This is a genomic window from Amycolatopsis ultiminotia (assembly GCF_039536925.1).
Classification (GTDB): domain Bacteria; phylum Actinomycetota; class Actinomycetes; order Mycobacteriales; family Pseudonocardiaceae; genus Amycolatopsis; species Amycolatopsis ultiminotia.
On sequence record NZ_BAAAZN010000010.1, the window covers coordinates 302,120 to 323,617 of the forward strand.

Here is a 21,498-nt window from a genome sequence, read left to right on the forward strand (position 1 = left end):
GCTCAGCTGGCCAGCATCATGACGCCGACCGCAGCCGCGACCACCGCGACGAGGCACCAGGTCACCACGCCGGGCAGCACGGTGAGGGTGAGCACGGCCACCACGACCAGCGCGGTGGTGGTGATCACGCCCGCGACCGCGACCCGGCCCGAGTCGTTCACGTGATCGCGCGTCTTCGCCATCACGGCGAGTGCGAGCGGCACCCCGGCAACGGCGAGCAGCACGGTCGCGATGATCCGCCAAGTCTCCACGCGGCCACGCTAGCGATCCGGCGTCAGGTGTGAGGTGCCCCACATTCAGATACGCTCCGTTACTTATTCACCTGGTCGGGTGGAGTTCCTTCAACGGCGGCGGTCTGAGGCGGTCTTGCCCGCTTGGTTACGCTCCCGAGTCATGAGCGCGACCACATGGGAGTACGCCACCGTCCCGCTGCTGATCCATGCGACGAAGCAGATCCTCGACCAGTGGGGCGAGGACGGCTGGGAACTGGTCACCGTGCTGCCCAATCCGAGCGGCGAACAGCACGTCGCTTACCTGAAGCGGCCGAAGAGCTGAGGGGGACCGCTGTGACCTGGAGCGAACGGCTCACCGAGCTCGGCATCCAACTGCCGGAAGTCGCCGCACCGCTGGCCGCATACGTGCCGGCCGTGCGCAGCGGCTCGCACGTCTACACCTCCGGGCAGCTGCCGTTCGTCGACGGCGCGCTCGCCGCGACCGGCAAGGTCGGCGGGGAAGTCAGCCCGGAGGAAGCCAAGGACCACGCCCGCACCGCGGTGCTCAACGCACTCGCCGCGGTGCACGCGCTGGCCGGCATCGATTCGGTGACGCGGATCGTCAAGGTGGTCGGCTTCGTCGCATCCGCGGACGGCTTCACCGGCCAGCCCGCGGTGGTCAACGGGGCGTCCGAGCTGCTCGGCGAGGTGTTCGGCGACGCAGGGGTGCACGCGCGCTCCGCGGTCGGCGTCGCCGAGCTGCCGATCGGCGCACCCGTGGAGGTCGAACTGATCGTGGAGGTGGAGTGATGGACCCCGACATCGAACAGTCGCTGCACGAGCTGCTGCTCCGGCTGGCCGGGCGCACGCCGGACCAGCTGCTCTGGCGGTTCCGGGACTGGCTCGGCGAGGGTGCGATGGGCACGCTCGCGCGTACCCTGCCCAGGTCTTTGCTCAAGCACAGGATCGACCTCGACCAGGCGGAGTATCGCCTGCTGGTGGCCGGTCTCATCCCGCACGGCGCGGACTGGCACCAGGTGAGTTCGACCCTGGGGGTAGACGACGTCGCCGAGACCCGGTACACATTCACGCGGAGTGCCCCCGAATGGGTGAACTCCGTCGACTCTGTGTCCGTCCTGCTCCACGCGACTCTGCGTGGACGCGCGGATGTGGGGGAAGTGCGGCAGAGCTGGCGGCACCTTGGTGCGGCGGGCGAGGGCGGGGCCAAACGGGTCCTGCTGGTGACGGCGACGGCGGGACAGCCGAGGCTCACCGGTGAACTGCAGCGGGTGCTGCGGGTGCTGGGAGACGAGGAACCCAGCGTCGAGGTCATTCCGCCGCGCTTCGACCTTCCCGGGTACCACCGGGCCGCGCTCGCCGAATCCGAGCTGGTCTGTGTCGGCGCCGCGGGTGCCGGTCATCGACTCGTCGCCGCTTAACGCTCGTAGCCGCCGGGCGAGCTGGGAGGAGCAGAGCAATGGTGGAGGTTCACGACGGCCCGCCGATGGACGGGTTCTCGGTGCCCCTGCGCCTGCACAACTTGTTGCTGGCCCTCGCGGGCCGCATCGACGACAGTGCACTCACCGAGGCGCGTGAGCTGATCGCCCGCGCGCACATCGACGAGGCCGTGGAACTCACCACCGGCACGTTGATCGCGGGCCGGATCCCGGTGACCGGGACCGAACAGCGGGAGCTGGCGCTCGTGCTGGAAATGAGCCGTTCGGACGCGACGCTCGCCAACGACCTGCTGGTCGAGGAGCACGAACCGGTGCAGACCCACCGGTTCACCGGGGACAACCAGCCCGAGTTCGGCCTCGCCGAAGCCCTCGACCGCACGCTGCAGGTGCTGCCGGACGTCCGGTCCGTGCACGCGGTCTGGCGCAACACCCCGGCAGGCAGTGTGCCGGGTGCGCTGCCGCAGCGGGTGGTGCTGGTCGAGCTGGGCCCGGAGGGCAATCCGCCCGCGGTGGCCTTCCGGGTCGACACCGCGTTGCGCCGGGCGGGCATCCGCTCGGTGGTCGAGGTGAGCGGTCCCGGCGTGCCGAAGTCGGACTACCACCAGACCGCCGGCGCCGTCGCGACGCCGGTGTGGGTCACCGGCAGCACGCATTCGGCCCCGGACTACCGCCCGGAACCGGCCGCGCCACCGCGTGCTCCGGCACCCCCGCCGGTCGCCGAGCCGGTGTCGGAAGCTCCGAGCAGGCACGGTATCCGTCAGCCGGCCCCGGAACCGGTGCCCGAGCCGGAACCGGTTGCCCCGGTCGTGCCGGTCGCCCCGGTGGTGCCCATCGTGCAGAACCCGCCGCCGGAGCGTCCCGCCGAGCCCGAGCGGGCACACGCGGCCGAGGAATCGCGGGCCGAGCGCACCGCGGATCTGACCCCGGCGGAGGTCGCGCAGCTGCGGCAGGCGCTGGCCGAGGACCCGGAGAAGGGCCGCGAGATCGCCGTCGGCAAGCCGAGCATGCACGAGGTCGTGGAGCTGCCCGCGCTGGATCTCGAGGACCCGAGCCTGTCCGAGCGCGACCGCGCCCTGCTGCGGGAGCTGCACGCAGAACTGGCCGAACGGGAGCGAGCCGAGGCCGCGCGGCTGCGGCTCAACGGCGCCTCCCGTTCGGGTGGTGACCAGCGCTGGTCCAGCTCCTGACCGGTGTTTCCGCTCGGGTGGCGATCTTGTACGCGGAGCGTGCTCAGCGTTGGTTGAGTTCGTGACCGGTGTTTCCCGCTCGGGTGGCGATCAGCGCTGGTCGAGCTCCTGACCTGGCTTTCGAGAAACGGCGGACCGGACGACCGGTCCGCCGTTTTCTTCTGTGCCCTGCCGTCGGTTCCGCGTCGTGAGATGCGACCACTATCCGGTGATCCGCACGGGTCGCGAGGTATGTTGCCCGGGTGGATCGGCCGCGTGAGTTCGTCTTCGACATTCCCTCCCACCCCGGTATCGGGATCCGGGACAACGCCGACGGGCCGCCGGTGCAGCCGAGGGACGCCGCGACGGTGATCCTGCTGCGCGACGCCGCGGACGGGCCGGAGGTCTTCCTGCAGCATCGGGTGCGCGGTATGGCGTTTGCGGGCGGGATGACGGTGTTCCCCGGCGGCGGTGTGGATCCGCGGGATGCCGATGCGTCCGTCGCCTGGGCCGGTCCGCCGCCTTCGTGGTGGGCAGAGCGGTTCACCTGCGACGAAGGGCTCGCCCGCGCGCTCGTGTGTGCCGCCGTGCGGGAGACCTTCGAGGAGTCCGGCGTACTGCTGGCAGGCACCGAAGACGCCGTGGTCGCCGATGTCGCGCCGTACCGGGAGGCCCGGAAAGCGTTGGAGAGCAAGGAAATCTCGCTCGCCGGATTTCTCGCCGACGCAGGCCTCACGCTGCGCGCGGACCTGCTGCGGCCGTACGCGCACTGGGTCACGCCACGGGAGGAGCCGCGTCGGTACGACACGCGGTTCTTCGCTGCGCAGCTGCCGCCGGGCCAGCGTGCCGACGGCGCGACGTCCGAAGCCGACGCAGTGGGCTGGCAACGTCCGGCCGACGCGATCGCGGACGCACGCGAGGGCCGTCGCACGCTGATGCCACCGACCTGGCTCACGCTGACCGAACTGGGCGAGTTCGTGACGGCAGGCGCCGCGCTCGCCCAGCCGCGCGAGATCGTCAAGACCATGCCGACCCTGGTCCGGGACGGCGAGAACATCCGCGTCATCCTCGACCCGACGGAGGACTGAATGACCGCCCCCGCCTACGGCGTGCTGCGCCGGGTTTCCGAGACGGTGTCGGTGCTGCTGGAGAACAACCCGTCCACGATGACGCTGGAGGGGACGAACAGCTGGCTGCTGCGTGCCCCGGACGCGTCCGCCGCGGTGGTCGTCGACCCCGGCTACCGGGATCTGGACCACTTGGAGAAGCTCGCGGGTGCCGGCGCGATCGAGCTGATCCTGCTGACCCACCACCATCCCGACCACGCCGAAGGCGCACCGTGGCTGGCCGAGCGGACCGGCGCGCCGGTCCGGGCCTTCGACGCGTCGCTGTGCCTCGGCGCCGAGCCGTTCGCCGACGGCGACGTGGTGACCGGCGGCGGCCTCGAGATCCGTGTGCTGCACACCCCCGGGCACACCGACGATTCGGTTTCGCTGCACGTCGCGGACCAGATCCTGACCGGCGACACGATCCTCGGCCGTGGCACGACCGTGCTGCACGACCTCGGCGACTACCTGCGTTCCCTGCGGCGGCTGATCGATCTTCCGGAGGGCACGCCGGGGCTGCCCGGACACGGCCCGGAACTGCCCGATCTGCCGTCCACCGCGCGGGAGTATCTGGCACACCGGGAACAGCGGCTGGACCAGGTGCGTTCCGCCTTGCAGGTGCTTGGCGCGGACGCGACGCCCCGGCAGGTCGTCGAGGTCGTGTACGTGGACGTCGACCAGGCACTGTGGGGCCCCGCCGAAGCAAGCGTGCGGGCCCAGCTGGACTACCTGCGTGCTTCGGAGGACGAGTGATGAGTGACGTCGAGGTCGAGTTCTACTGGCGGCCGGGCTGCTTCTTCTGCGGAGCCCTGCGACCGCAACTGCTGGAAAGCGGCTTCGCCGTCAAGGAGATCAACATCTGGGAAGAACCAGGCGCCGCCGAACGAGTACGCGAAGTGGCCAACGGCAACGAAACCGTGCCGACCGTGATCGTCGGCTCGACCGCACTCGTGAACCCGACCATCGACCAGGTACGAGCCGCCGTCCACGCGGAGTCCGCAGCCTGATCCCCCCGTTCGGCCCCGGCCTCACTGGAGCCCGGTCCTTACTCGGGTCCGGTTGCACGCGGGTCCCCGACTCCCTCCAGCGCGGCCTTACTCAGGCGCCGGCTTTACTCAGGCGCGGGCTTTACTCGGGCGCGGGCTCTTGTACGCGGAGCGCGTCTTACTCGGGCGCGGGCTCTACTCGGGCCTGGGTTGCGCGGATCCCGGCCTCCCTCGGATCCGGCTCCTATTCGGCACGCTCCGCGTACAAGAGGCCTGGGTTGCGCGAGTCCCAGCCTCGCTCGGGTCCCAGCCTCGCTCGGGTCCCAGCCTCGCTCGGGTCCTGGCCTCGCTCGGATCCCGGCCCCCGTACGGACCCCCGGTCCTGCGCGAGCCCAACCTCACGCTGGCCCCGGCCCGTGAGGCGCACCGCACGGCTCACCGCACAGCGGCCACACCCGCCTAGCGGCAACACCATCACCTCCCGCGACGCGCACCGCCTCCCGCGACGTGCACCGTTCTGCGCGGCGAGCACGGCGACTGCCCGCAACCGCGGTGAACATCACCCTTCGCAGGTGCCGCCTTCCGCGGTGGCAGCACCGCCTGCGCGGCGACTACCGCAATGAGCGGCGACTACCGCAGCGAGCGGCCACTACCGCAATGAGCGGTGAACACCGCTCTTCGAGGGCGGCGGCACTCTCGGCGGTGCTGTACCGCCTGCGCGGCGATCACTGTTACCTGCGGTGAGCATCGCTCTTCGCGGGTGGCGGCATCTTCCGCGGGGCTGCACTGCACCCTGCGGTGAGCATCGCTCCTCGCGGGCGGCAGCATCTTCCGCGGTGCAGCACCCCAAGTGGCGGCGAGGGCCGTTCGCGGCGGACGGAGGGCCGGGACGTCGACGCTTCCGCACGGTGGCGGCGAGCGCTTGGTTACCTCCTCTCGCGATCGTCGGTGCCCAGGCCCGCGGGTTGCTTTGCGGGGCTGGGGATGCTGTTCGGATGCCGCGCTCGCGCGGTACCTGAGCGCGCGCTGTAGCGGCGGGGCTGGCTCGGGTACTGCTCGTCGCGAGTTTGGTGCTGCGTTGGTGTGGAGCGTCGGCAACGTGCCTGCCCCGGTGCCACAGCGCGGCGTGGCGGTGTGGACTCCGGCATGGCGTGGCGTGCGCACCGGCAAGACGCTCCGAACGTGGGGGGCGTTCCAGCGGGTTCGGCGTGGCCAGGTGGCGGCCCGCACGTCGACCGGGGGCTCGCAACATCGACCAGGGCTTGGCAAGACGCGCCGAAGGCTGGGCGCTCCGGCGGGTTCGGCGTGGCCGACCGGGCGCCCGCACGCCGACCGGGGGCCCGCAACGTTGCCCGGGGGCCCGCAACGTTGACGGGGGCCCGCACGCCGACCGGGAGTCCGCAACATAGACCGGGAGTCCGCAACGTTGACGGGGGCCCGCAACATAGACCGGGAGTCCGCACGTCGACCGGGATGGGCGATCGTTGCGTGTGGAGGAAGGTCTGTGGGCGGGTTTACCTCGGCAGCATGGGCATCAGGTAGTACGTGAGTCGCACCTCCCGTTCGGTGGTTGGGGTGAGTACGCAGGCGCGCAACCCCGGCTGGATGGCCAGCCGGACTCGGTCGCCGCTGAAGGGGGTCAGTGCGTCCAGCAGGTAGCGGGACTGGAAGGACGGCGAAGTCCGGCCGCCGCACACGTTTGCCTTCAGGGTTTCCTCTGCCTCCCCGGTGTCCTGCCTTGCGCTCGCGATGCGGACCTGCGTGTCGCCGACTTCCAGGGTGAGGACCCGCCGATCCGCCGAGTAGACGCCGACGCGCCGGACGGCTGCGGCCAGTTCATCGGCGCCCAGCTCCACCTCCGTGTCGACCGAGTCGGACGGGATCGCGTCCTCGGACAGGAAGCCGGCATCGAGTACCGCGGTGGTGACCGCGCCGCCGTCCCAGCTCAACGCGAAACGTCCGGCGCCGGCGTGCAGGCCGAGCACGCCGGCGCCGTGCCGGATGGCCTCGGTCAGCAGGTCGGCAGGCACAAGCACATCGATCGGCTGCCGCAGTGCGCGCAGCGGCAACCGGGCCACGGCCATCCGGTAGCGATCCGAGGCGGTGAGCCGCAGTTCGTCGCCGACGGACTGCACCCGTACCCCGGTGAACAGCGGCAGCGGATCGTCTTTCGCCGCGGTGCCCGCGACGGTGCGCACTGCCGTCGTCAGCAACGAACTGTCTACTTCGGACAACCGGGGTGGCGGCGCCGGATCGTGGTGCAGCTCGCGGTCGAGCAGCGGCAACGCGAAGCGCGCGCCGTCCGTCCTGATCGCGAGCCGGTTGCCCTCGACGACCAGCCGGACCCGGTCGACGTCGAGCATCCGCATCGTCTCGGCGAACGGTGCGGCCGGCACCAGCACCTCGCCGTCGAGGTGCGTGGTCGCAGCGCACTCGAACCGCACGGCCAGGTCGCGGTCGCTGCCGGAGACCACGACGCCGCGGGCGCTCGCCCGCAATCGCAACCGAGCCTGCCGCGAGAGCAGCCGTACCGCGGCGTTCGCGGCCGCCGCCAGCGGCCGCACAAGGGAGGTCAGGTCCATGCCGGCGAAACTAGCGACGGCCACCGACAGAAACCGGCGAGTACCCGGATGAACCCACGATGACCTGCGAAAACAAGGTCGGTACGAAAGGGACTGTCGCGCTCAGTGACCGACCGTGACCAGTTCGGGCACTTCGGGGGCAGCAGCCGCCGGCCGCACCGTGCCGCGCAGCAGCCACACCACCGAGGCCAGCGCGAGCCCGGCGACCCCTGCGGCGAGGAACGCAGCGCCGGTCCCCGCGTGTTCGACGAGGTACCCGCTCACCGACTGGCCGACCGAGAGCCCCAAGGTGACGGCCGTCAGCACCCAGCCGAACGCCTCGGCCGCCGTCCCGCGTGGTGCGACGGCCTCGATCGCTGCCGAGTGCGTGGTCGACTGCGGTGTGATCATCGCGCCCGCCAGGAGCATCAGCAATGCCAGCGCCCACAGCGACGACGGCAGTGCCAGCAACGCCACCAGCGCACCGAAACCGCCCAGCAGCACGGGCAGCCGCAGACCGAGCCGGCGTGGCCACGGACGCAGGCTGTAGGCCACCCCGAACGCCACCGAGCTCAGTGACCAGGCCGAAAGCAGCAGTCCGCTCACCGACGCATGCCCGGATTCCGTCGCGGCCGCCGGAACTGCCACCTCGACGAACCCGATCACCATGCCGAAACCCAGCGCGGCCAACGCAAGCGTGCGCATGCCCGACCCGGCCAGTGCGCCGAGGAGCGGCCCCTTCGCTCGTGGCGCGGGCCCCCATTCGCGCACGGCGGGGCTCAGCGCGAACAGTGTGGCGCCGATGATCATCGTCGCGGCCCCCGCGACCATCCCGGTGCCCGGCCACGGCGCCGTGACCAGCAGGCCGGCGATGCCAGGGCCGAGGATGAAGAACACCTCCATGCTGATCGCTTCGTAGGAGAAGGCGGCGTTACGTGCTTGCCCCGCGGGCAGCAGTCTCGTCCACAACGCGCGGGAAGCCGAACCGACCATCGGCTCGGAAAGTCCGGTCGCTGCGGCCAGCGCCACCAGGACGAAGGTGGTCGCGTGCGCTTCGATCGCGAGCGCGAGCGCCGTCATCGACACCGCCAGCAGCGCGGCCACGCCCAGCAGCGGACGGGTCGGCCCGAACCGGTCGATCAGCCGTCCCTGGATGACCGCACCCACCGCGACGCCCGCGAGCGCGCTGGCCGAGACGAGCCCGGCGTCGGCGAACGAGCCGGTCTCGCGTTGCACGTAAAGCAATGCCGAGATGCCGACCATCGCGATCGGCAGCCGGGCGAGCACCGACGCCAGCGCAGGGCGCCGCGCGCCGGGGGCGCTCAGTGCGGCGCGGTAGTCGGCGAGCGTGGTGCGGCCTTCGGAGTGAACAGACTGGGACACGCGTACCAGTATGCCGGAAAGTGGTACGTGAGTACCAGTTATTTTCGGTCGCGTGCATCACCCCCGGACGGGTGAGACCTCGGTATGCTCACGCGATGCGGCTGATGTTGTCCTCCGGCGCCGGGTACAGCCACATCGCGCCGATGCTGCCGCTCGCATGCGCCGCGCGGGACGCCGGGGACGAAGTGGTGTTCGTGACCGGCCCGGAAGCTGTGCACCATTTGGCGGACGCCGGTCTCCCCGCGGTCCCGATCGGCCGTCCGAACGGTTCCGCCCCGAACGGTTCCGCCTCGAACGACGCGATGTGGCAACGCGCCCGCGCGGAGATGGCGGACATGACGCCCGAGCAGCGGCTTTCCCACCTCATCGCCGAGTACATGGTCGGCATGGGTGCGGCTGCCCGGCTGGACGACATGGTGGCCTTCGTCCGGGACTGGCGCCCTGACCTCGTCGTCGCCAACCTCGCCGAGCGCGCCGCGGTGATGGCCGCGTGCCTGGTGGATGTGCCGTACGTGATGCACGCGATCGGTCCGCCGAAAGCCGCGGCGACGATGGCGCGGGCCTGGGAGGTCGCGGAGAACCTGGTCCGGGAACGCGGGCTCGACGGCCTTCCCGGCCGCGGAAGTGTGCCCTACCTGGACATCTGGCCGGACGGCCTGCGCCCGGACGGGGTGGAGTGGGAGTACCCGGCGCGATGGCCGCTCCGCCCGGAAGGCGTGGTGCCCGCACCCGGTCCGCGTCCGGCTGTGCTCGAAGGACTCCCGTACGACCGCACCGTGTACGTCACGTTGGGCACGACCTACAACGCACGGCCGGGAGTGCTCGAGGAAATGGTGGCCGCACTGCGCGACGAATCCGTGAACGTCGTGGTGACCATCGGCGATGGCGGTGACCGCGGGCGGTTCGGCGATCAGCCGGAGCACGTGCGGATCGAACACTTCGTGCCGCAGGAGCGGTTGCTGCCGGAGGTGGACGCAGTGGTCTGCCATGGCGGTTCGGCGACCGTGCTCGGTGCACTCGCGCACGGCGTACCGCTCGTCGTCGCACCGCTGGCGACTGATCATTTCGAAGTCGCAGCCCAGGTTCGGGCCGCGAAGGCCGGCGTGGTGGTCGAGTCCGGCGACGGCAACGGAATCCGCGACGCGGTCCGTGCCGTACTCACCGACCCGGTTTACCGCGAGTCCGCGGGCACGTTCGCCGACCGCATCGCCGCGTTACCGTCCCCGGCGACGGTGCTCGACCGTCTCCGCGAAGCCTGAGACCGGGCAGTAGATCTCGATCAGGTAACACTGAAGAGATTTTCGGCGAATCGGTGCAACGAAACCGGGGCGTCGGCGTCCTTGAGAGTGAATGGCCTTGAATTCGTGGGTAGTGGCCATGATGGTTGAAACAACAGCACAGCACCCAGCTCCCTCCGGCAGATGGGTCGGGGCCTTGGTCCGGAGGGCGGGGAGCGCGGGTCGTCGGGGGATGGTCCGTGCACAGGCGAGGAGCCGGTGCGCCACGTCGGGGGTGGCGCCCGGCTCCTCGTCATTTTCGTCCTCGATGCCCGGATGACGCGCCCGACACGACGACGCCCCGCGGATGCCGCCCTTGTGGGGGACGCGGTCTCCACGACCGGGGACAAGTGCCGACGAGACGCCCGCACGCCAGGCCCTCACGGGCGAACGGCCCGGATCTGCCAAAGGTCTCTGCGACCTGGGCCTGGTCCGTGGGCCAGGTCAAACACCACCTCCGGCGACCCGAGGCGCGCCAAGGCACTCGAAGCCACCCTTCGGTGAGAGACGTCCAAGAGACCCCAAGGTCACCCTTCGGCCACCCAGAGACCCGGAGACACCCAAGGCCGCCCTTCGGTCACCCACAAGACGCCAAGGGTCGCCAATGCTCCCCGCGACGACGTCAGAGACCCCCAAGGTCTCCAAGGCCGCCCTTTCGGCGACTCACACGACGCCCATGGGTCGCCAAGGCGCCAGAGACATCCAACCGGACACGCCGAAGGCCACCCCCGGAATGCGGGGATGGCCTTCGCGAACGGTGGTTCAGCGGGCCCGGCGGGCCAGTCGTTCCGGGTCGAGGATCAGCACGCTCTTGCCCTCCAGCCGGAGCCAGCCGCGGTGCGCGAAGTCGGCCAGTGCCTTGTTCACGGTCTCGCGAGAGGCGCCCACGTACTGGGCGATCTCCTCCTGGGTGAGGTCGTGCGTGACGCGCAGCAGGCCGGCTTCCTGACTGCCGAAGCGCTGTGCCAGCTGCAGCAGGGCACGGGCAACGCGGCCGGGCACGTCGGTGAAGATCAGCTCCGCGACCATGTTGTTGGTGCGGCGCAGCCTGCGGGCCACGACCCGCAGCAGCTGCTCGGCGATCTCCGGACGGGTCGAGATCCACTGACGCAGTGCCGGGCGATCCATGGTGACCGCGCGGACCTCGGTGACCGTCGTCGCGCTGGACGTGCGCGGGCCGGGGTCGAAGATGGACAGCTCGCCGAACATGTCGGACGGGCCGAAGATGCCGAGCAGGTTCTCCCGGCCGTCCGGCGACTTGCGGCCGATCTTCACCTTCCCGGACTGGATGATGTAGAGCTTGTCGCCCGGCTCGCCCTCGTTGAAGATGACATGGCCGCGGGGGAACTCCACGGATTCCAAGGTCTGGGCCAGCGCCTCCGCCGCTGCCGGCTCCACACCCTGGAAAATGCCCGCACGGGCCAGGGTTTCGTCCACCTCGGGTGCCTCCTCGTCGAGAAACGATCACTTCCTTCGCAGGTCGAAGGCCGTGTCGCCGATCACTTGCGCGTCAGTCTAGGGCGTGTCGGCAAGATCGCCCGTCGGCTCGCCGTGCGGAGCGCGGCGGCCGGGAACGATCTCGTCCGACTGAGCAGCCTAACTCCGCACGCGTCGCGCGCGTAGCCTGGCCGCCCGTCCGCCGAGCCGACGGAGCCGGAAAAGCTCCAGCGCCCTGCCGATTCCGTGCCCGTACAGCGCCCGCACCTCGTTCGGCTGGGCCTGCTCCAGGAACTCCTCGACCTCGTTCTCCTGCACCGCGACGTGCTTGAGGCGGGTCTCCACACGCTCCATGAAGAGCGCGAAGAACATGATCACCAAAGGGACCAGGATCACGAACCACACGGTCATGACACACATCCGCAGAAAACAGTCATGGACTCCAGATCCTCGCTCATGGCGGACGCCCGGCGCTCCGAGGTGGTGCTCTGGCGGGTCGGCCGCCCACCAGCGGGTGCTCCCGACCGGCTCGTCCGACTCGCCCGTAGGCTATCGGGGTGCCACCAGCCGTCCCGAACGCCCCCCGCAAGGATGACGCGGAAAGCCGGCTCGCCCTAGTGAGACGCGCCCGGCGGATGAAACGTTGCCTCGACCGGGTGTACCCGGACGCGGAGGCCGAACTGGACTTCACGAATCCGCTGGAACTGCTGGTCGCAGTGGTGTTGTCGGCGCAGACCACGGACGTCCGGGTGAACCTGGTCACGCCCGCGCTCTTCGCGAAGTACCGCACCGCCGCCGACTACGCCGCCGCGGACCGCACCGAACTCGAGGAGTACCTGCGGCCGACCGGGTTCTTCCGGGCAAAGGCCAACTCGCTGATGGGTCTCGGCGCGGCGCTCGTGGAGCGGTTCGACGGTGCGGTGCCGGGGAAGCTGGACGAGCTGGTCACCCTCCCCGGGGTCGGCCGCAAGACCGCGAACGTGGTGCTCGGCAATGCCTTCGACGTGCCGGGAATCACGGTGGACACGCACTTCGGACGGCTCGTGCGCCGATGGGGCTGGACGGCGGAAGAGGACCCGGTCAAGGTCGAGCACGCGGTCGGCGAGCTGATCCCGCGCAAGGAGTGGACGATGCTGTCGCACCGGGTGATCTTCCACGGGCGGCGGGTCTGCCACTCGCGCAAACCCGCCTGTGGCGCGTGCCCGCTGCGCAAGGACTGCCCGTCCTTCGGCGCCGGTCCCACCGAGTTCGAAGTCGCCGCGAAACTGGTCAAGGGCGAGGAGCGCGAGCACATCCTCGAGCTGGCGGCCCGCGGGTGACCACGGTCACCAAATGGGCGCTTGGCGTCGCAGTTCTCGCGGTTGCGGCGCTGGTCGCGGTGCTCACGCTGCGCGGTGGCGACGAGACCTCGGCGCCCGCGGCGACCGGCGACCTCACCGCGGTGCGTGCGCAGGCCAAGCTGTCGGTGTGCCCACCCGCCGCGGCCGGTCCGCCGGTGGCCCAGGTCTCCGGGCTCGAGGCGGACTGCCTCGGTGACGGTTCGCGGGTCGACGTCGGCAAGGTGCTCGCCGGTGCGCCGACGCTGGTGAACGTGTGGGCTTCGTGGTGCCAGCCGTGCCGCGCGGAACTGCCGGTGCTGCAGCGGTACGCCGCCGAACCGGGTGCCGTGCGGGTGCTCGGGGTGCAGGTCGCGAGTCCGGCGGCGGACGGTCTCGGCCTGTTCGCGCAGCTCGGCGTGCACCTGCCGTCGCTCTACGACGGAGACGGCCAGACCGGCCCGATCCGCACCGCGCTGAAGGTGCCCGCTTCGCTCCCGGCGTCGTACCTGGTGACCGCGGACGGGCGGGTTCGGTTCATCGCCGCTCCACGGTTGTTCGACAACACAGATCAGGTGCGTGCCGCGGTGAAGGACTACTCATGACGACCGGACCACTCGTCGCTCCCGAAACCGTGCCTGCCTGGCTGCGGCCGCTGGTGAAGGTGGCAGGCGAGGTCGACAGCACCACCTTCACCCGGTTCAGCCCGCCGGACGGCCTGCTCACCAGGGCCGCCGCGGTGCTGATCCTGTTCGGCGAGCGTGCCGGCGGACCGGACGTGCTGCTCATCCGCCGGGCCGACACGCTCGGTTCGCACGCGGGTCAGGTGGCGTTCCCCGGCGGCGGTGCCGAGGACGGTGACGGCGGGCCGGTCGGCACGGCCCTGCGCGAGGCCGAGGAAGAGACCGGTGTCGATCCGTCCGGTGTGCTGCCGGTCGCGGTGCTGCCGGAGCTGTTCGTGCCGGTCTCGCGGTTCACCGTCACGCCGGTGCTGGCCCACTGGCGCATGCCCTCGCCGGTGCGGGCGGTGGACCTCGCGGAGACCGCCACGGTCGCCAGGGTCGCGCTGGCCGATCTCGCCGATCCGGCCAACCGGTTCCAGGTACGCCGGCCGGGGACGTCCTGGAAGGGTCCCGCCTTCGACGTGGACGGCATGTTCGTGTGGGGATTCACCGCCGGGTTGCTGTCCGTGCTGCTCTCGCTCGGCGGCTGGGAACGCGAGTGGGATCTCGGTGACATCCGGGACCTTGACGTAGCGTGGGCCGAACACCGGGCACGGCATGCGGCCCCGGGCGGTGCGGACGAGGAGGGGCGGCGGTGAACTGGGTCGACGTCGTCGTGCTGCTGCTCGCGGTGATGGCGGCGGTCTCCGGTGCGTTCCAGGGCGTGATCGTGGCGCTGCCCGCGCTGGTGGGGGTCGCGCTCGGCGCGGTGGCCGGGGTGCAGCTCGCGCCGTTCGTGATCGAACTGTTCGACGATCCGGTGGCGAAGGTCGCGTTCGCGTTCGCCGTCGTGGTGTTCCTGATCGTGCTCGGCGAAACGCTCGGCGTGTGGGTCGGGCGCAAACTGCGGAACAAGATCAGCCCGGACCGGCTGTCCGGCATCGACAAGACGCTCGGCGCGATCGTGCAGGCCGCCGCGGTCTTCGTGGTCGCCTGGCTGGTGGCGAACCCGCTGACCACGGTGTCCGCGATCCCGGGGCTGGCGAAGTCGATCAACGCCTCGACCGTGCTCGGCAAGGTCAACGACCTGATGCCGGCGCAGGCACAGGGGTTGCCGAGCGAGCTGCGCAAGCTGCTCGACGCTTCGGGCTTCCCGTCCGCGCTCGCGCCGTTCGAGAAGGCGCCCGCGGTGGACACGCCGCCGCCGAACACCTCGCTCGACGTCTCCGCGGTTGCCCGCCGGGTGCACCCGAGCGTGGTGAAGATCCGTGGCAACGCGCCGTCCTGCTCGCGTTCGCTGGAGGGCAGCGGCTTCGTGGTCGCGCCGCAGCGGGTGATGACCAATGCGCACGTGGTCGCAGGCACCGACGAAGTCGGCATCGAGTCCTCGTCCGGCGATTACCGGGCACGGGTGGTGTATTTCGACCCGGAGGTCGACATCGCCGTGCTGGCGGTGCCGGGGCTGCGCGCGCCCGCCCTTCCGTTCGCCTCGGGGACTGCGAAGGCCGGGGACGACGCCGTGGTGCTCGGCTACCCGCTCGACGGCCCGTACACCTCGACACCGGCGCGTATCCGTGGGCGGATCAACCTGCGTGGCCCGGACATCTACGACGCCAACACGGTGCAGCGTGACGTGTTCACCGTCCGGGGCACAGTCCGCAGCGGCAACTCCGGCGGTCCGATGATCACCCCCGACGGCGACGTGATCGGGGTGGTGTTCGGTGCGGCCGTCGAGGACCAGGACACCGGATTCACGCTGACCGCGGAGCAGGTTCGCGCGGAGGTGGACGCCGCGCCGTCGCAGACCTCGAACGTGGGCACCGGCGCCTGCGCCAGCTGAGCCCGCGGCGGCTTTCAGCGCACGAAGTCCACAACGGACTCGGTGACCCGTTCCGGATCCTCGAGGTGCGGGAAATGCCCGATGCCCGGCCAGATCCGCGGAGCTTCGTGCGGACCGGCCCAGTGCACGGACGCCTGCGCGGTCTCCGGGAGGATGCAGGTGTCCTCGGCGCCGTGCAATTGCAGCAACGGGGCGCGCACCCGGCCGCCGACCGCTTCGGTGAACCGGCGGCCGTCGCCGCGGAACTGGGCGCGGAAAGCCCAGCGGTAGTACTCCAGCGCGGAATGCGCGACCCCGGGGATCAGCATGGCCTGGCGGAACGAGGGCACGGTCTCGGTGAAGTCCGGCGAAGCTCGCCAGCGTGCGCCTGCCCAGCTGGAGACGAGCGTTTCGACGTTGGCCGCACCGTCGCGTACGAGCCACTTCTCCGGGGCCATCGGCGCCTGGAACCGGAACAGGTGCCCGGCCGCACGTGCCTGACCACGGGAAACCCGCCACGCCGAGCGTTTCACCGCGGACTTGAGCGCCAGCGGATGTGCCCCGCCCACCGAAGTCACCGACGACACGAGCCGCGGGTGCAGTGCCGCGACGGTCCAGGCGAGCATCCCGCCCCAGGCGTGCCCGACGAGGTGGGCCTTGCGGGCGCCGAGGGCCTTGATCAACCCGCCGACGTCACCGGCGAGCGTCCACGCGTCGTAACCTCGCGGCGGCTTGTCCGAGTCTCCGTAGCCGCGCAGGTCCACCGCCACCGCGCGGAAACCCGCGTCGGCCAGTGCGGGCAACTGGTGGCGCCAGGTCCACCAGTATTCCGGGAAGCCGTGCAGGAACAGCACCATCGGACCCTCGCCGCACTCGGCGACGTGCAGCCGGATGCCGTTGGCGGAGACGTCGCGGTGCGTCCATGGACCGTCGGCCCGCACGATCGACGGGTCGGGGGTCAGTTCCAGCACCGGCTCCGCCGCACAGGCCTGGCCCCGGTCAGTCCTGGGTCGCGGGCAGATCGTCTTCGGCGGGCTTGCGTGGCTTCAGCGCCGCGGCCGTCTCCTTGAAGCTGCCGATGGTGCGTTCCGGTGCGCGCAGTTTCTTCACCTTGCGCCAGCCGAGGAACGCGGTCACCGCCGTGGTCAGCAGCATCAGGCCGAAGACGGTGAGGAACGCGGGCCAGCGGACGCCCCACCAGTCGGACAGGATTTCCGCGACGAACAGGAACAGGAAGTACGAGCTGTAGAGCGCCACCGCGAGGGCGATCAGGAAGAAGACGGCGCCTTTGAGCGCCTTCTTCACCTCGGCGACCAGCTCCGATTTCGCCAGCTCGACCTCGGCCCTGACCAGCGTCGAGAGGTGCTGGGTTGCGTCGCCGACGAGCTTGCCGATGGACTGCTCGCCTGCCGCGGCCTCCTCGTCGCTGGAGAGGGGCAGGTACGGCACGGCCCCCACGCCGTCGGGGCCGGTGCGTTCGTGTTTGGGGCTGCTCACCGGGTCATCGTGCCACGTGGCCGCTCACCGGGCGCGGCGGACCGGTGGGAGTGTCGTGATCAGTCCACCCCGGCGTGTGCCCGGCTGCGCCGCAGCAGCAGCGCGGCCGACCCCAGCGAAGCCACCGCGGACGCGATCAGCACCGCCGCCTTCGCCAGTTCGCTCGTCTCCCTCGGCAGGGCGAGTTCGGCGATCAGCAGGCTCACCGTGAACCCGACGCCGCCGAGCATCGCCAGCGCGCTCAGGTCGCGCCAGCCCATCCCGCGTGGTTTTTCCGCCACCCGCAGCTTCACCGCCAGCATGCTCGCACCGAGGATGCCCACGAACTTCCCCGCGACGAGTCCGATGAGGACGGCCAGCGGCAACGCCGTGGTGAACACCTGCGCCAGTGCGTCCCCGCGCACCGAGATACCGGCGGCGAACAGCGCGAAGACCGGCACCGCGACCGCGGTAGACCACGGTTGGAGCCGGTGCTCCAGCCGCACCGCGGGGGCCTCGCGTTCACCCTCGTCCGGGCGGACCCGGGTGAGCAGGCCGAGCAGGACGCCGGCGATCGTGGCGTGCACCCCGGCGGAGTGCACCGCAACCCAGGTGACCAGCGCGAGTGGCACGTACAGCCAGGACGTGCGCACGCGCTTGTGCTGCAGGAACGCGTACAGCGCGAGCGCGAGCACTGCGACCGCGGCCGCGACCAGGTCGAATCCGCTGGTGAAGACGATCGCGATGATCATGATTGCGCCGAGGTCGTCGACCACCGCCAGGGAAAGCAGGAACACCCTGGCGCTGCTCGGCAGGTTCGAGGCGGTCAGCGCGAGCACCCCGAGCGCGAACGCGATGTCGGTGGCGACCGGGATGGCCCACGCGCGGTCGATGCCCGGTGCGCCCCAGCCGATGCTGAGTGCGACGAGGGCGGGCACGAGCATCCCGCCTGCCGCGGCGATCACCGGCAGCACCGCCTGCTTGAACCGGGACAACTCGCCCACCACGAGTTCCCGCTTCAATTCCAGTCCGGCCACGAAGAAGAACAGCGCGAGCAACCCGTCCTTGGCCCAGTCCCCGACGGTGAGGTTCAGGTGCAGGACTTCCGGGCCGAGACGGAAATCGCGCAGCGCCTCGTACGCGCCGCTCAGCGGGGAGTTCGCCCAGATCAGCGCCACCGCGGTGGCCGCGAGCAGGATCAGCCCGCCGGTGGTTTCGGTGCGCAGATAACGGGTGAACTCGGCGACGGTGTGGCGGGAAAGGTGCACGTGCGGACCTCCACAGGAGTTGATCAGGGCACTTCTCGCCGACCAGACTTCCCGGCACACCTGTCGGTCAGTTTAACGTCCGCGGTGGTCAGCCGCGTGCGGTTGTCACCCATCCCATACCGACGCCGGTGTCTCGTTCACCTGTTCGCCTTCTAGCATGCGAAACAAGCACGACAACGTTGTCCAGAGCAAGGAACGAGACGGTTGTGAGTACCTCTGACGAGGTCCAGCAGGACACGAGGTTCTTCGGGCACCCACGAGGACTGGCGAACCTCTTCGGCGTGGAGATGTGGGAACGCTTCTCCTTCTACGGGATGCAGGGCATCCTCGCCATCTACCTTTACTACAAGGCCGACCAGGGCGGTCTCGGCGTCGACCAGAGTGCCGCGCTCGGCATCGTCGGTGCTTACGGCGGCACGGTCTATCTCTCCACGGTGGTCGGCGCCTGGGTGGCCGACCGGCTGCTCGGCTCGGAGCGCACGCTGTTCTACAGCGCGATCATCGTGATGATCGGGCACATCGCGCTGGCGCTGCTGCCGGGCATGGCCGGCGTCGGCATCGGCCTCGCGTGCGTCGCGCTCGGTTCCGGCGGTCTCAAGGGCAACGCGACCTCGGTGGTCGGCACGCTCTACGCGGAGGGCGACGAGCGGCGCGACGCCGGCTTCACGCTCTTCTACATGGGTGTGAACCTCGGTGCATTCATCGGTCCGCTGCTGACCGGCCTCGCCCAGCAGAACGGCGGGTTCCACCTCGGCTTCGGCCTCGCCGCGATCGGTATGGCGCTCGGCCTGATCCAGTACACGATCGGCCGCAAGAACCTCGGGAACAAGGCCTCGGAGGTGCCGAACCCGCTGCCCTCCTCGCAGCGGCTGATCCCGATCGCGGTCGGCGTGGTGATCGTCGCGGCGATCGTCGTGCTGATCCTGACCGGCGTGATCACCCCGGACAACCTTGCCGACGTCGTGGTCTACGTCGTGGTCGCGATCTCCGTGGTGTACTTCGTGGTCATCCTGACCAGCAAGAAGATCACCTCGGACGAGCGCAGCCGGGTGTTCTCCTTCATCCCGATGTACATCGCCAGCGCCGCGTTCTTCTCCCTGTACCAGCAGCAGGCCACGGTCGTTTCGGCCTACAGCGACCAGCGGCTCAACCGAGACCTGTTCGGCTGGGAGATGCCGGTGTCCTGGGTCAACTCGATCAACCCGGTGTTCATCATCGTGATCGCGCCGATCATCGCGGCGATCTGGACCAAGCTCGGCCCGAAACAGCCGTCGACGCCGATGAAGTTCGTGCTCGGCACGGTGCTGATGGGTGGCGCGTTCCTGCTGTTCCTTCCGATGACCGGGACCGGGGAGAACGGCAGCCCGCTGATCGCGCTGGTCGGCATCCTGTTCGTGTTCACCATTGCCGAGCTGATGCTTTCGCCGGTCGGGCTGTCGCTGTCCACGAAACTCGCGCCGAAATCGTTCCGCACCCAGATGGTGGCGCTGAACTTCCTCTCGGTGTCACTGGGCACGGCGATGTCGGGCAAGCTCGCCGAGTCCTACGACGTGCACAACGAAACGCCGTACTTCAGCATCATCGGCGGCGTCGCGATCGTGATCGGGCTGGCGCTGTTTGCGTTCATCCCGCTGATCCGGCGGCTGATGAAGGGCGTGCACTAACCGGCGGCGGTGCCGAAGGCCACGCCGACGAAATAGGTGACGAGCATGGTGAGGGCGCCGACGCCCACGTTGCGGACGATCGCGCGTCCCACCTGCGCGTTGCCCAGCCTCGCGCTGACGAAGCCGGTCAGCGTGAGGCCGACGACCACGGCGATCGCGCACGCCCACACGCGGATGCCGACCGCCGTCCACGCGATCGACAGCAGTGGCAGGAGCGCGCCGACGGAGAACGCCAGCAGCGAGGCCCACGCGGCCTGCCACGGGCTGGTCAGGTTGTCCGGGTCGATACCGAGTTCGGCATCGGCGTGCGCCTGCAGCGCGTCCTTGCGCGTCAGCTCCTGCGCGACCTGATCCGCCAGTCCGGGGGAGAGGCCCTTGTCCTGGTAGAGCCGTGAGAGTTCGCGTTCCTCGGCCTCCGGCATGGTGTTCAGTTCGTGCTTTTCCAATCGGAGCATCGCGCGTTCGGTGTCCCGCTGGGTGCTCACGCTCACGTATTCTCCGCCGGCCATGGAAAACGCACCGGCGACCAGTCCGGCAATTCCCGCGGTGAGGATCGCGGTACTGTTCGTGGTCGCGCCTGCGACGCCGACGACGATGCCCGCCACCGACACGATTCCGTCGTTCGCACCGAGAACCCCGGCACGCAACCAGTTCAGCCTGCCACCGAGACCCTCGTGCGGCTCCTGCTCACCGAGGCGGGCATCGATTTCGGTCACGGTTTCAAGTCAACCACAGAAATTGTGCCGACGCGATCCTTGTGGAATTCGGGGAATCGGGTAAAGAAAGGATATCCTCAATAAGGCAGACCTGATCAACCCGGGTTTTCGCGTCGGCCGGAGGCTTCCCGGAACGTCTTGGTGGCGCCGGCCGGCGACGAAAAAGCCCGGCGGTGACGACCGCCGGGCTGTTCTCGGAGATGGGCTCAGACGTTGAGTTCGGCCAGTGCCGCCTTGGCCGCTTCGAGCTCGGCCTCCAGCTGCGCCACCTTCGCCGCCTGTGCCTCACGGGCGGCGTTGATGACCTCGTCGATCGGACCGGACAGGTCCTCGTGCAGTTCCTTCGCCGCGCGCGATACCGCGGCGGCCGGGATTTCCAGGCCCTTCGCGACCCACTTGCTGCCGTTCTTCAGCTCGGCCTGCCATTCACCGTCGGCGGTCCCGGTGACGGTGAGCGTGAGCTCAACGGTGCGGGTCTTCTTGGCGGTGGACGCCGCGGCCTTCGGCCTGCCCCGCTTCGGCTTCGGTGATTCGGTGACGGCCGGTGTGCCGGCGTGCTCGTCCTCGGCCGCCTCGGTGGAGTCCTGCCCGGCGGGCGACGGTGCGGCAGCCTGTTCGGTGGCCTCCGGAGCTTCGGCGGCCTGCGGCTCCGCCGCCGTCCCGGCCGCAGCGTCCTGATCGTGCGTCACGGCTTCCACGGACATTCGTGTCGTCTCCTTGCCCGGATCTGGGGTGGGTACGCGGGCATCGTAGAACATGCGTTCGATGTCCGCGCGCTGGGGTGATCGTGGCAGGTGCGCCCCGCGGACGGGGCGCACCAAGCCGGGCGGAGCCTACTCGGACCGGCTATTCCTCCTTGCCCGAGTTCAGGCCGGTGGCGATGAGGTCCATGACGGAGGAGTCGGCGAGGGTGGTGACGTCGCCGATGCGGCGGTTTTCGGCGACGTCGCGCAGGAGGCGGCGCATGATTTTGCCGGAGCGGGTTTTGGGGA

The 21,498-nt window shown here is 70.1% G+C and carries 23 protein-coding genes; 13 read left to right on the forward strand and 10 right to left on the reverse strand.

The window, feature by feature from the left end; translation table 11 throughout:
• Positions 1-2: 2 nt before the first annotated feature.
• Positions 3-251: a hypothetical protein gene (locus ABD793_RS23920; protein ID WP_344863601.1), complete on the reverse strand. Its 249-nt coding sequence runs from the start codon at positions 249-251 to the stop codon at positions 3-5.
• A gap of 142 nt (positions 252-393) precedes the next feature.
• Here ABD793_RS23920 and sp36 point away from each other — a divergent pair, with 142 nt between their 5' ends.
• The 7 genes from sp36 (at position 394) to ABD793_RS23955 (ending at position 4,948) form a co-directional block, all read left to right on the forward strand.
• Entirely contained in the window at positions 394-555 is a 162-nt protein-coding gene (gene sp36 / locus ABD793_RS23925; RefSeq protein ID WP_093572516.1) for a Sp36 family protein, read from the forward strand.
• A gap of 11 nt (positions 556-566) precedes the next feature.
• Positions 567-1,022: a RidA family protein gene (locus tag ABD793_RS23930; protein ID WP_344863604.1), complete on the forward strand. Its 456-nt coding sequence runs from the start codon at positions 567-569 to the stop codon at positions 1,020-1,022.
• Entirely contained in the window at positions 1,022-1,651 is a 630-nt protein-coding gene (locus tag ABD793_RS23935; protein ID WP_344863606.1) for a hypothetical protein, read from the forward strand. The genes ABD793_RS23930 and ABD793_RS23935 overlap by 1 nt, the downstream gene beginning before the upstream one ends.
• Positions 1,652-1,689: 38 nt before the next feature.
• On the forward strand, positions 1,690-2,856 hold the full coding sequence (locus ABD793_RS23940) for a hypothetical protein (RefSeq protein ID WP_344863608.1): 1,167 nt from the start codon (positions 1,690-1,692) through the stop codon (positions 2,854-2,856).
• Positions 2,857-3,098: 242 nt separating this feature from the next.
• Positions 3,099-3,923 (forward strand): NUDIX hydrolase, encoded by an 825-nt coding sequence (locus tag ABD793_RS23945; protein ID WP_344863610.1) that lies wholly within the window; start codon positions 3,099-3,101, stop codon positions 3,921-3,923.
• On the forward strand, positions 3,924-4,694 hold the full coding sequence (locus ABD793_RS23950; protein WP_344863612.1) for an MBL fold metallo-hydrolase: 771 nt from the start codon (positions 3,924-3,926) through the stop codon (positions 4,692-4,694). It abuts the gene before it with no gap.
• Entirely contained in the window at positions 4,694-4,948 is a 255-nt protein-coding gene (locus ABD793_RS23955; protein WP_344863614.1) for a glutaredoxin family protein, read from the forward strand. Before ABD793_RS23950 ends, ABD793_RS23955 begins: the two co-directional genes overlap by 1 nt.
• A gap of 1,493 nt (positions 4,949-6,441) precedes the next feature.
• Here ABD793_RS23955 and ABD793_RS23960 read toward each other — a convergent pair.
• On the reverse strand, positions 6,442-7,509 hold the full coding sequence (locus ABD793_RS23960; RefSeq protein ID WP_344863616.1) for a DNA polymerase III subunit beta: 1,068 nt from the start codon (positions 7,507-7,509) through the stop codon (positions 6,442-6,444).
• Between the two features lie 102 nt (positions 7,510-7,611).
• The gene (locus tag ABD793_RS23965; RefSeq protein WP_344863618.1) at positions 7,612-8,871 is read right to left on the reverse strand and encodes an MFS transporter; all 1,260 of its coding nucleotides are present in this window, start codon (positions 8,869-8,871) and stop codon (positions 7,612-7,614) included.
• Between the two features lie 95 nt (positions 8,872-8,966).
• On the opposite strand from ABD793_RS23965, the gene ABD793_RS23970 reads away from it, so the two are divergent.
• Positions 8,967-10,130, forward strand: a complete 1,164-nt coding sequence (locus tag ABD793_RS23970) for a glycosyltransferase (protein WP_344863620.1) — start codon at positions 8,967-8,969, stop codon at positions 10,128-10,130.
• A gap of 780 nt (positions 10,131-10,910) precedes the next feature.
• Here the strand turns inward: ABD793_RS23970 and ABD793_RS23975 are convergent.
• The gene (locus ABD793_RS23975; protein ID WP_003081747.1) at positions 10,911-11,585 is read right to left on the reverse strand and encodes a Crp/Fnr family transcriptional regulator; all 675 of its coding nucleotides are present in this window, start codon (positions 11,583-11,585) and stop codon (positions 10,911-10,913) included.
• Between the two features lie 159 nt (positions 11,586-11,744).
• Positions 11,745-11,996, reverse strand: a complete 252-nt coding sequence (locus ABD793_RS23980; RefSeq protein WP_181776673.1) for a hypothetical protein — start codon at positions 11,994-11,996, stop codon at positions 11,745-11,747.
• Positions 11,997-12,220: 224 nt separating this feature from the next.
• On the opposite strand from ABD793_RS23980, the gene nth reads away from it, so the two are divergent.
• The 4 genes from nth to ABD793_RS24000 are packed head-to-tail and all read left to right on the forward strand — an operon-like array spanning position 12,221 to position 15,403.
• Positions 12,221-12,904, forward strand: coding sequence for an endonuclease III (nth, locus tag ABD793_RS23985; protein WP_344863662.1), 684 nt, complete (start codon positions 12,221-12,223; stop codon positions 12,902-12,904).
• Positions 12,901-13,506: a TlpA family protein disulfide reductase gene (locus ABD793_RS23990; protein WP_344863664.1), complete on the forward strand. Its 606-nt coding sequence runs from the start codon at positions 12,901-12,903 to the stop codon at positions 13,504-13,506. The genes nth and ABD793_RS23990 overlap by 4 nt, the downstream gene beginning before the upstream one ends.
• A complete protein-coding gene (locus ABD793_RS23995; protein ID WP_344863666.1) occupies positions 13,503-14,222 on the forward strand; it encodes an NUDIX hydrolase in 720 nt (239 codons plus the stop codon). The genes ABD793_RS23990 and ABD793_RS23995 overlap by 4 nt, the downstream gene beginning before the upstream one ends.
• Positions 14,219-15,403: a MarP family serine protease gene (locus tag ABD793_RS24000; protein ID WP_344863668.1), complete on the forward strand. Its 1,185-nt coding sequence runs from the start codon at positions 14,219-14,221 to the stop codon at positions 15,401-15,403. The genes ABD793_RS23995 and ABD793_RS24000 overlap by 4 nt, the downstream gene beginning before the upstream one ends.
• A gap of 14 nt (positions 15,404-15,417) precedes the next feature.
• Here ABD793_RS24000 and ABD793_RS24005 read toward each other — a convergent pair whose 3' ends face one another.
• Genes ABD793_RS24005 through nhaA form a run of 3 tightly spaced genes read right to left on the reverse strand, consistent with a single transcriptional unit; the run spans position 15,418 to position 18,126 of the window.
• Positions 15,418-16,350, reverse strand: coding sequence for an alpha/beta fold hydrolase (locus ABD793_RS24005; RefSeq protein ID WP_344863715.1), 933 nt, complete (start codon positions 16,348-16,350; stop codon positions 15,418-15,420).
• 31 nt (positions 16,351-16,381) lie between these two features.
• The gene (locus tag ABD793_RS24010) at positions 16,382-16,879 is read right to left on the reverse strand and encodes a phage holin family protein (RefSeq protein WP_344863670.1); all 498 of its coding nucleotides are present in this window, start codon (positions 16,877-16,879) and stop codon (positions 16,382-16,384) included.
• A 59-nt stretch (positions 16,880-16,938) separates the two neighbouring features.
• Positions 16,939-18,126 carry a Na+/H+ antiporter NhaA gene (gene nhaA, locus ABD793_RS24015; RefSeq protein ID WP_344863672.1) on the reverse strand — a complete coding sequence of 396 codons (1,188 nt, stop codon included), beginning with the start codon at positions 18,124-18,126 and terminating at the stop codon, positions 16,939-16,941.
• Positions 18,127-18,332: 206 nt separating this feature from the next.
• On the opposite strand from nhaA, the gene ABD793_RS24020 reads away from it, so the two are divergent.
• A complete protein-coding gene (locus tag ABD793_RS24020; protein ID WP_344863674.1) occupies positions 18,333-19,790 on the forward strand; it encodes a peptide MFS transporter in 1,458 nt (485 codons plus the stop codon).
• Here ABD793_RS24020 and ABD793_RS24025 read toward each other — a convergent pair.
• Both ABD793_RS24025 and ABD793_RS24030 read right to left on the reverse strand, forming a co-directional pair.
• Positions 19,787-20,506: a VIT1/CCC1 transporter family protein gene (locus tag ABD793_RS24025; RefSeq protein WP_344863676.1), complete on the reverse strand. Its 720-nt coding sequence runs from the start codon at positions 20,504-20,506 to the stop codon at positions 19,787-19,789. The genes ABD793_RS24020 and ABD793_RS24025 overlap by 4 nt on opposite strands.
• 206 nt (positions 20,507-20,712) lie before the next feature.
• A complete protein-coding gene (locus ABD793_RS24030; RefSeq protein WP_344863678.1) occupies positions 20,713-21,210 on the reverse strand; it encodes a DUF6319 family protein in 498 nt (165 codons plus the stop codon).
• Positions 21,211-21,498 lie beyond the last annotated feature (288 nt).

What these genes read in the sequence shown, in the direction of transcription:
- sp36 (WP_093572516.1), top strand. Translation starts at nt 394, where the DNA reads ATGAGCGCGACCACATGGGAGTACGCCACCGTCCCGCTGCTGATCCAT.
- ABD793_RS23935 (WP_344863606.1), top strand. Translation starts at nt 1,022, where the DNA reads ATGGACCCCGACATCGAACAGTCGCTGCACGAGCTGCTGCTCCGGCTG.
- ABD793_RS23940 (WP_344863608.1), top strand. Translation starts at nt 1,690, where the DNA reads ATGGTGGAGGTTCACGACGGCCCGCCGATGGACGGGTTCTCGGTGCCC.
- ABD793_RS23950 (WP_344863612.1), top strand. Translation starts at nt 3,924, where the DNA reads ATGACCGCCCCCGCCTACGGCGTGCTGCGCCGGGTTTCCGAGACGGTG.
- ABD793_RS23955 (WP_344863614.1), top strand. Translation starts at nt 4,694, where the DNA reads ATGAGTGACGTCGAGGTCGAGTTCTACTGGCGGCCGGGCTGCTTCTTC.
- ABD793_RS23960 (WP_344863616.1), bottom strand. Translation starts at nt 7,509, where the DNA reads ATGGACCTGACCTCCCTTGTGCGGCCGCTGGCGGCGGCCGCGAACGCC.
- ABD793_RS23970 (WP_344863620.1), top strand. Translation starts at nt 8,967, where the DNA reads ATGCGGCTGATGTTGTCCTCCGGCGCCGGGTACAGCCACATCGCGCCG.
- ABD793_RS23980 (WP_181776673.1), bottom strand. Translation starts at nt 11,996, where the DNA reads ATGACCGTGTGGTTCGTGATCCTGGTCCCTTTGGTGATCATGTTCTTC.
- nth (WP_344863662.1), top strand. Translation starts at nt 12,221, where the DNA reads ATGAAACGTTGCCTCGACCGGGTGTACCCGGACGCGGAGGCCGAACTG.
- ABD793_RS23995 (WP_344863666.1), top strand. Translation starts at nt 13,503, where the DNA reads ATGACGACCGGACCACTCGTCGCTCCCGAAACCGTGCCTGCCTGGCTG.
- ABD793_RS24030 (WP_344863678.1), bottom strand. Translation starts at nt 21,210, where the DNA reads ATGTCCGTGGAAGCCGTGACGCACGATCAGGACGCTGCGGCCGGGACG.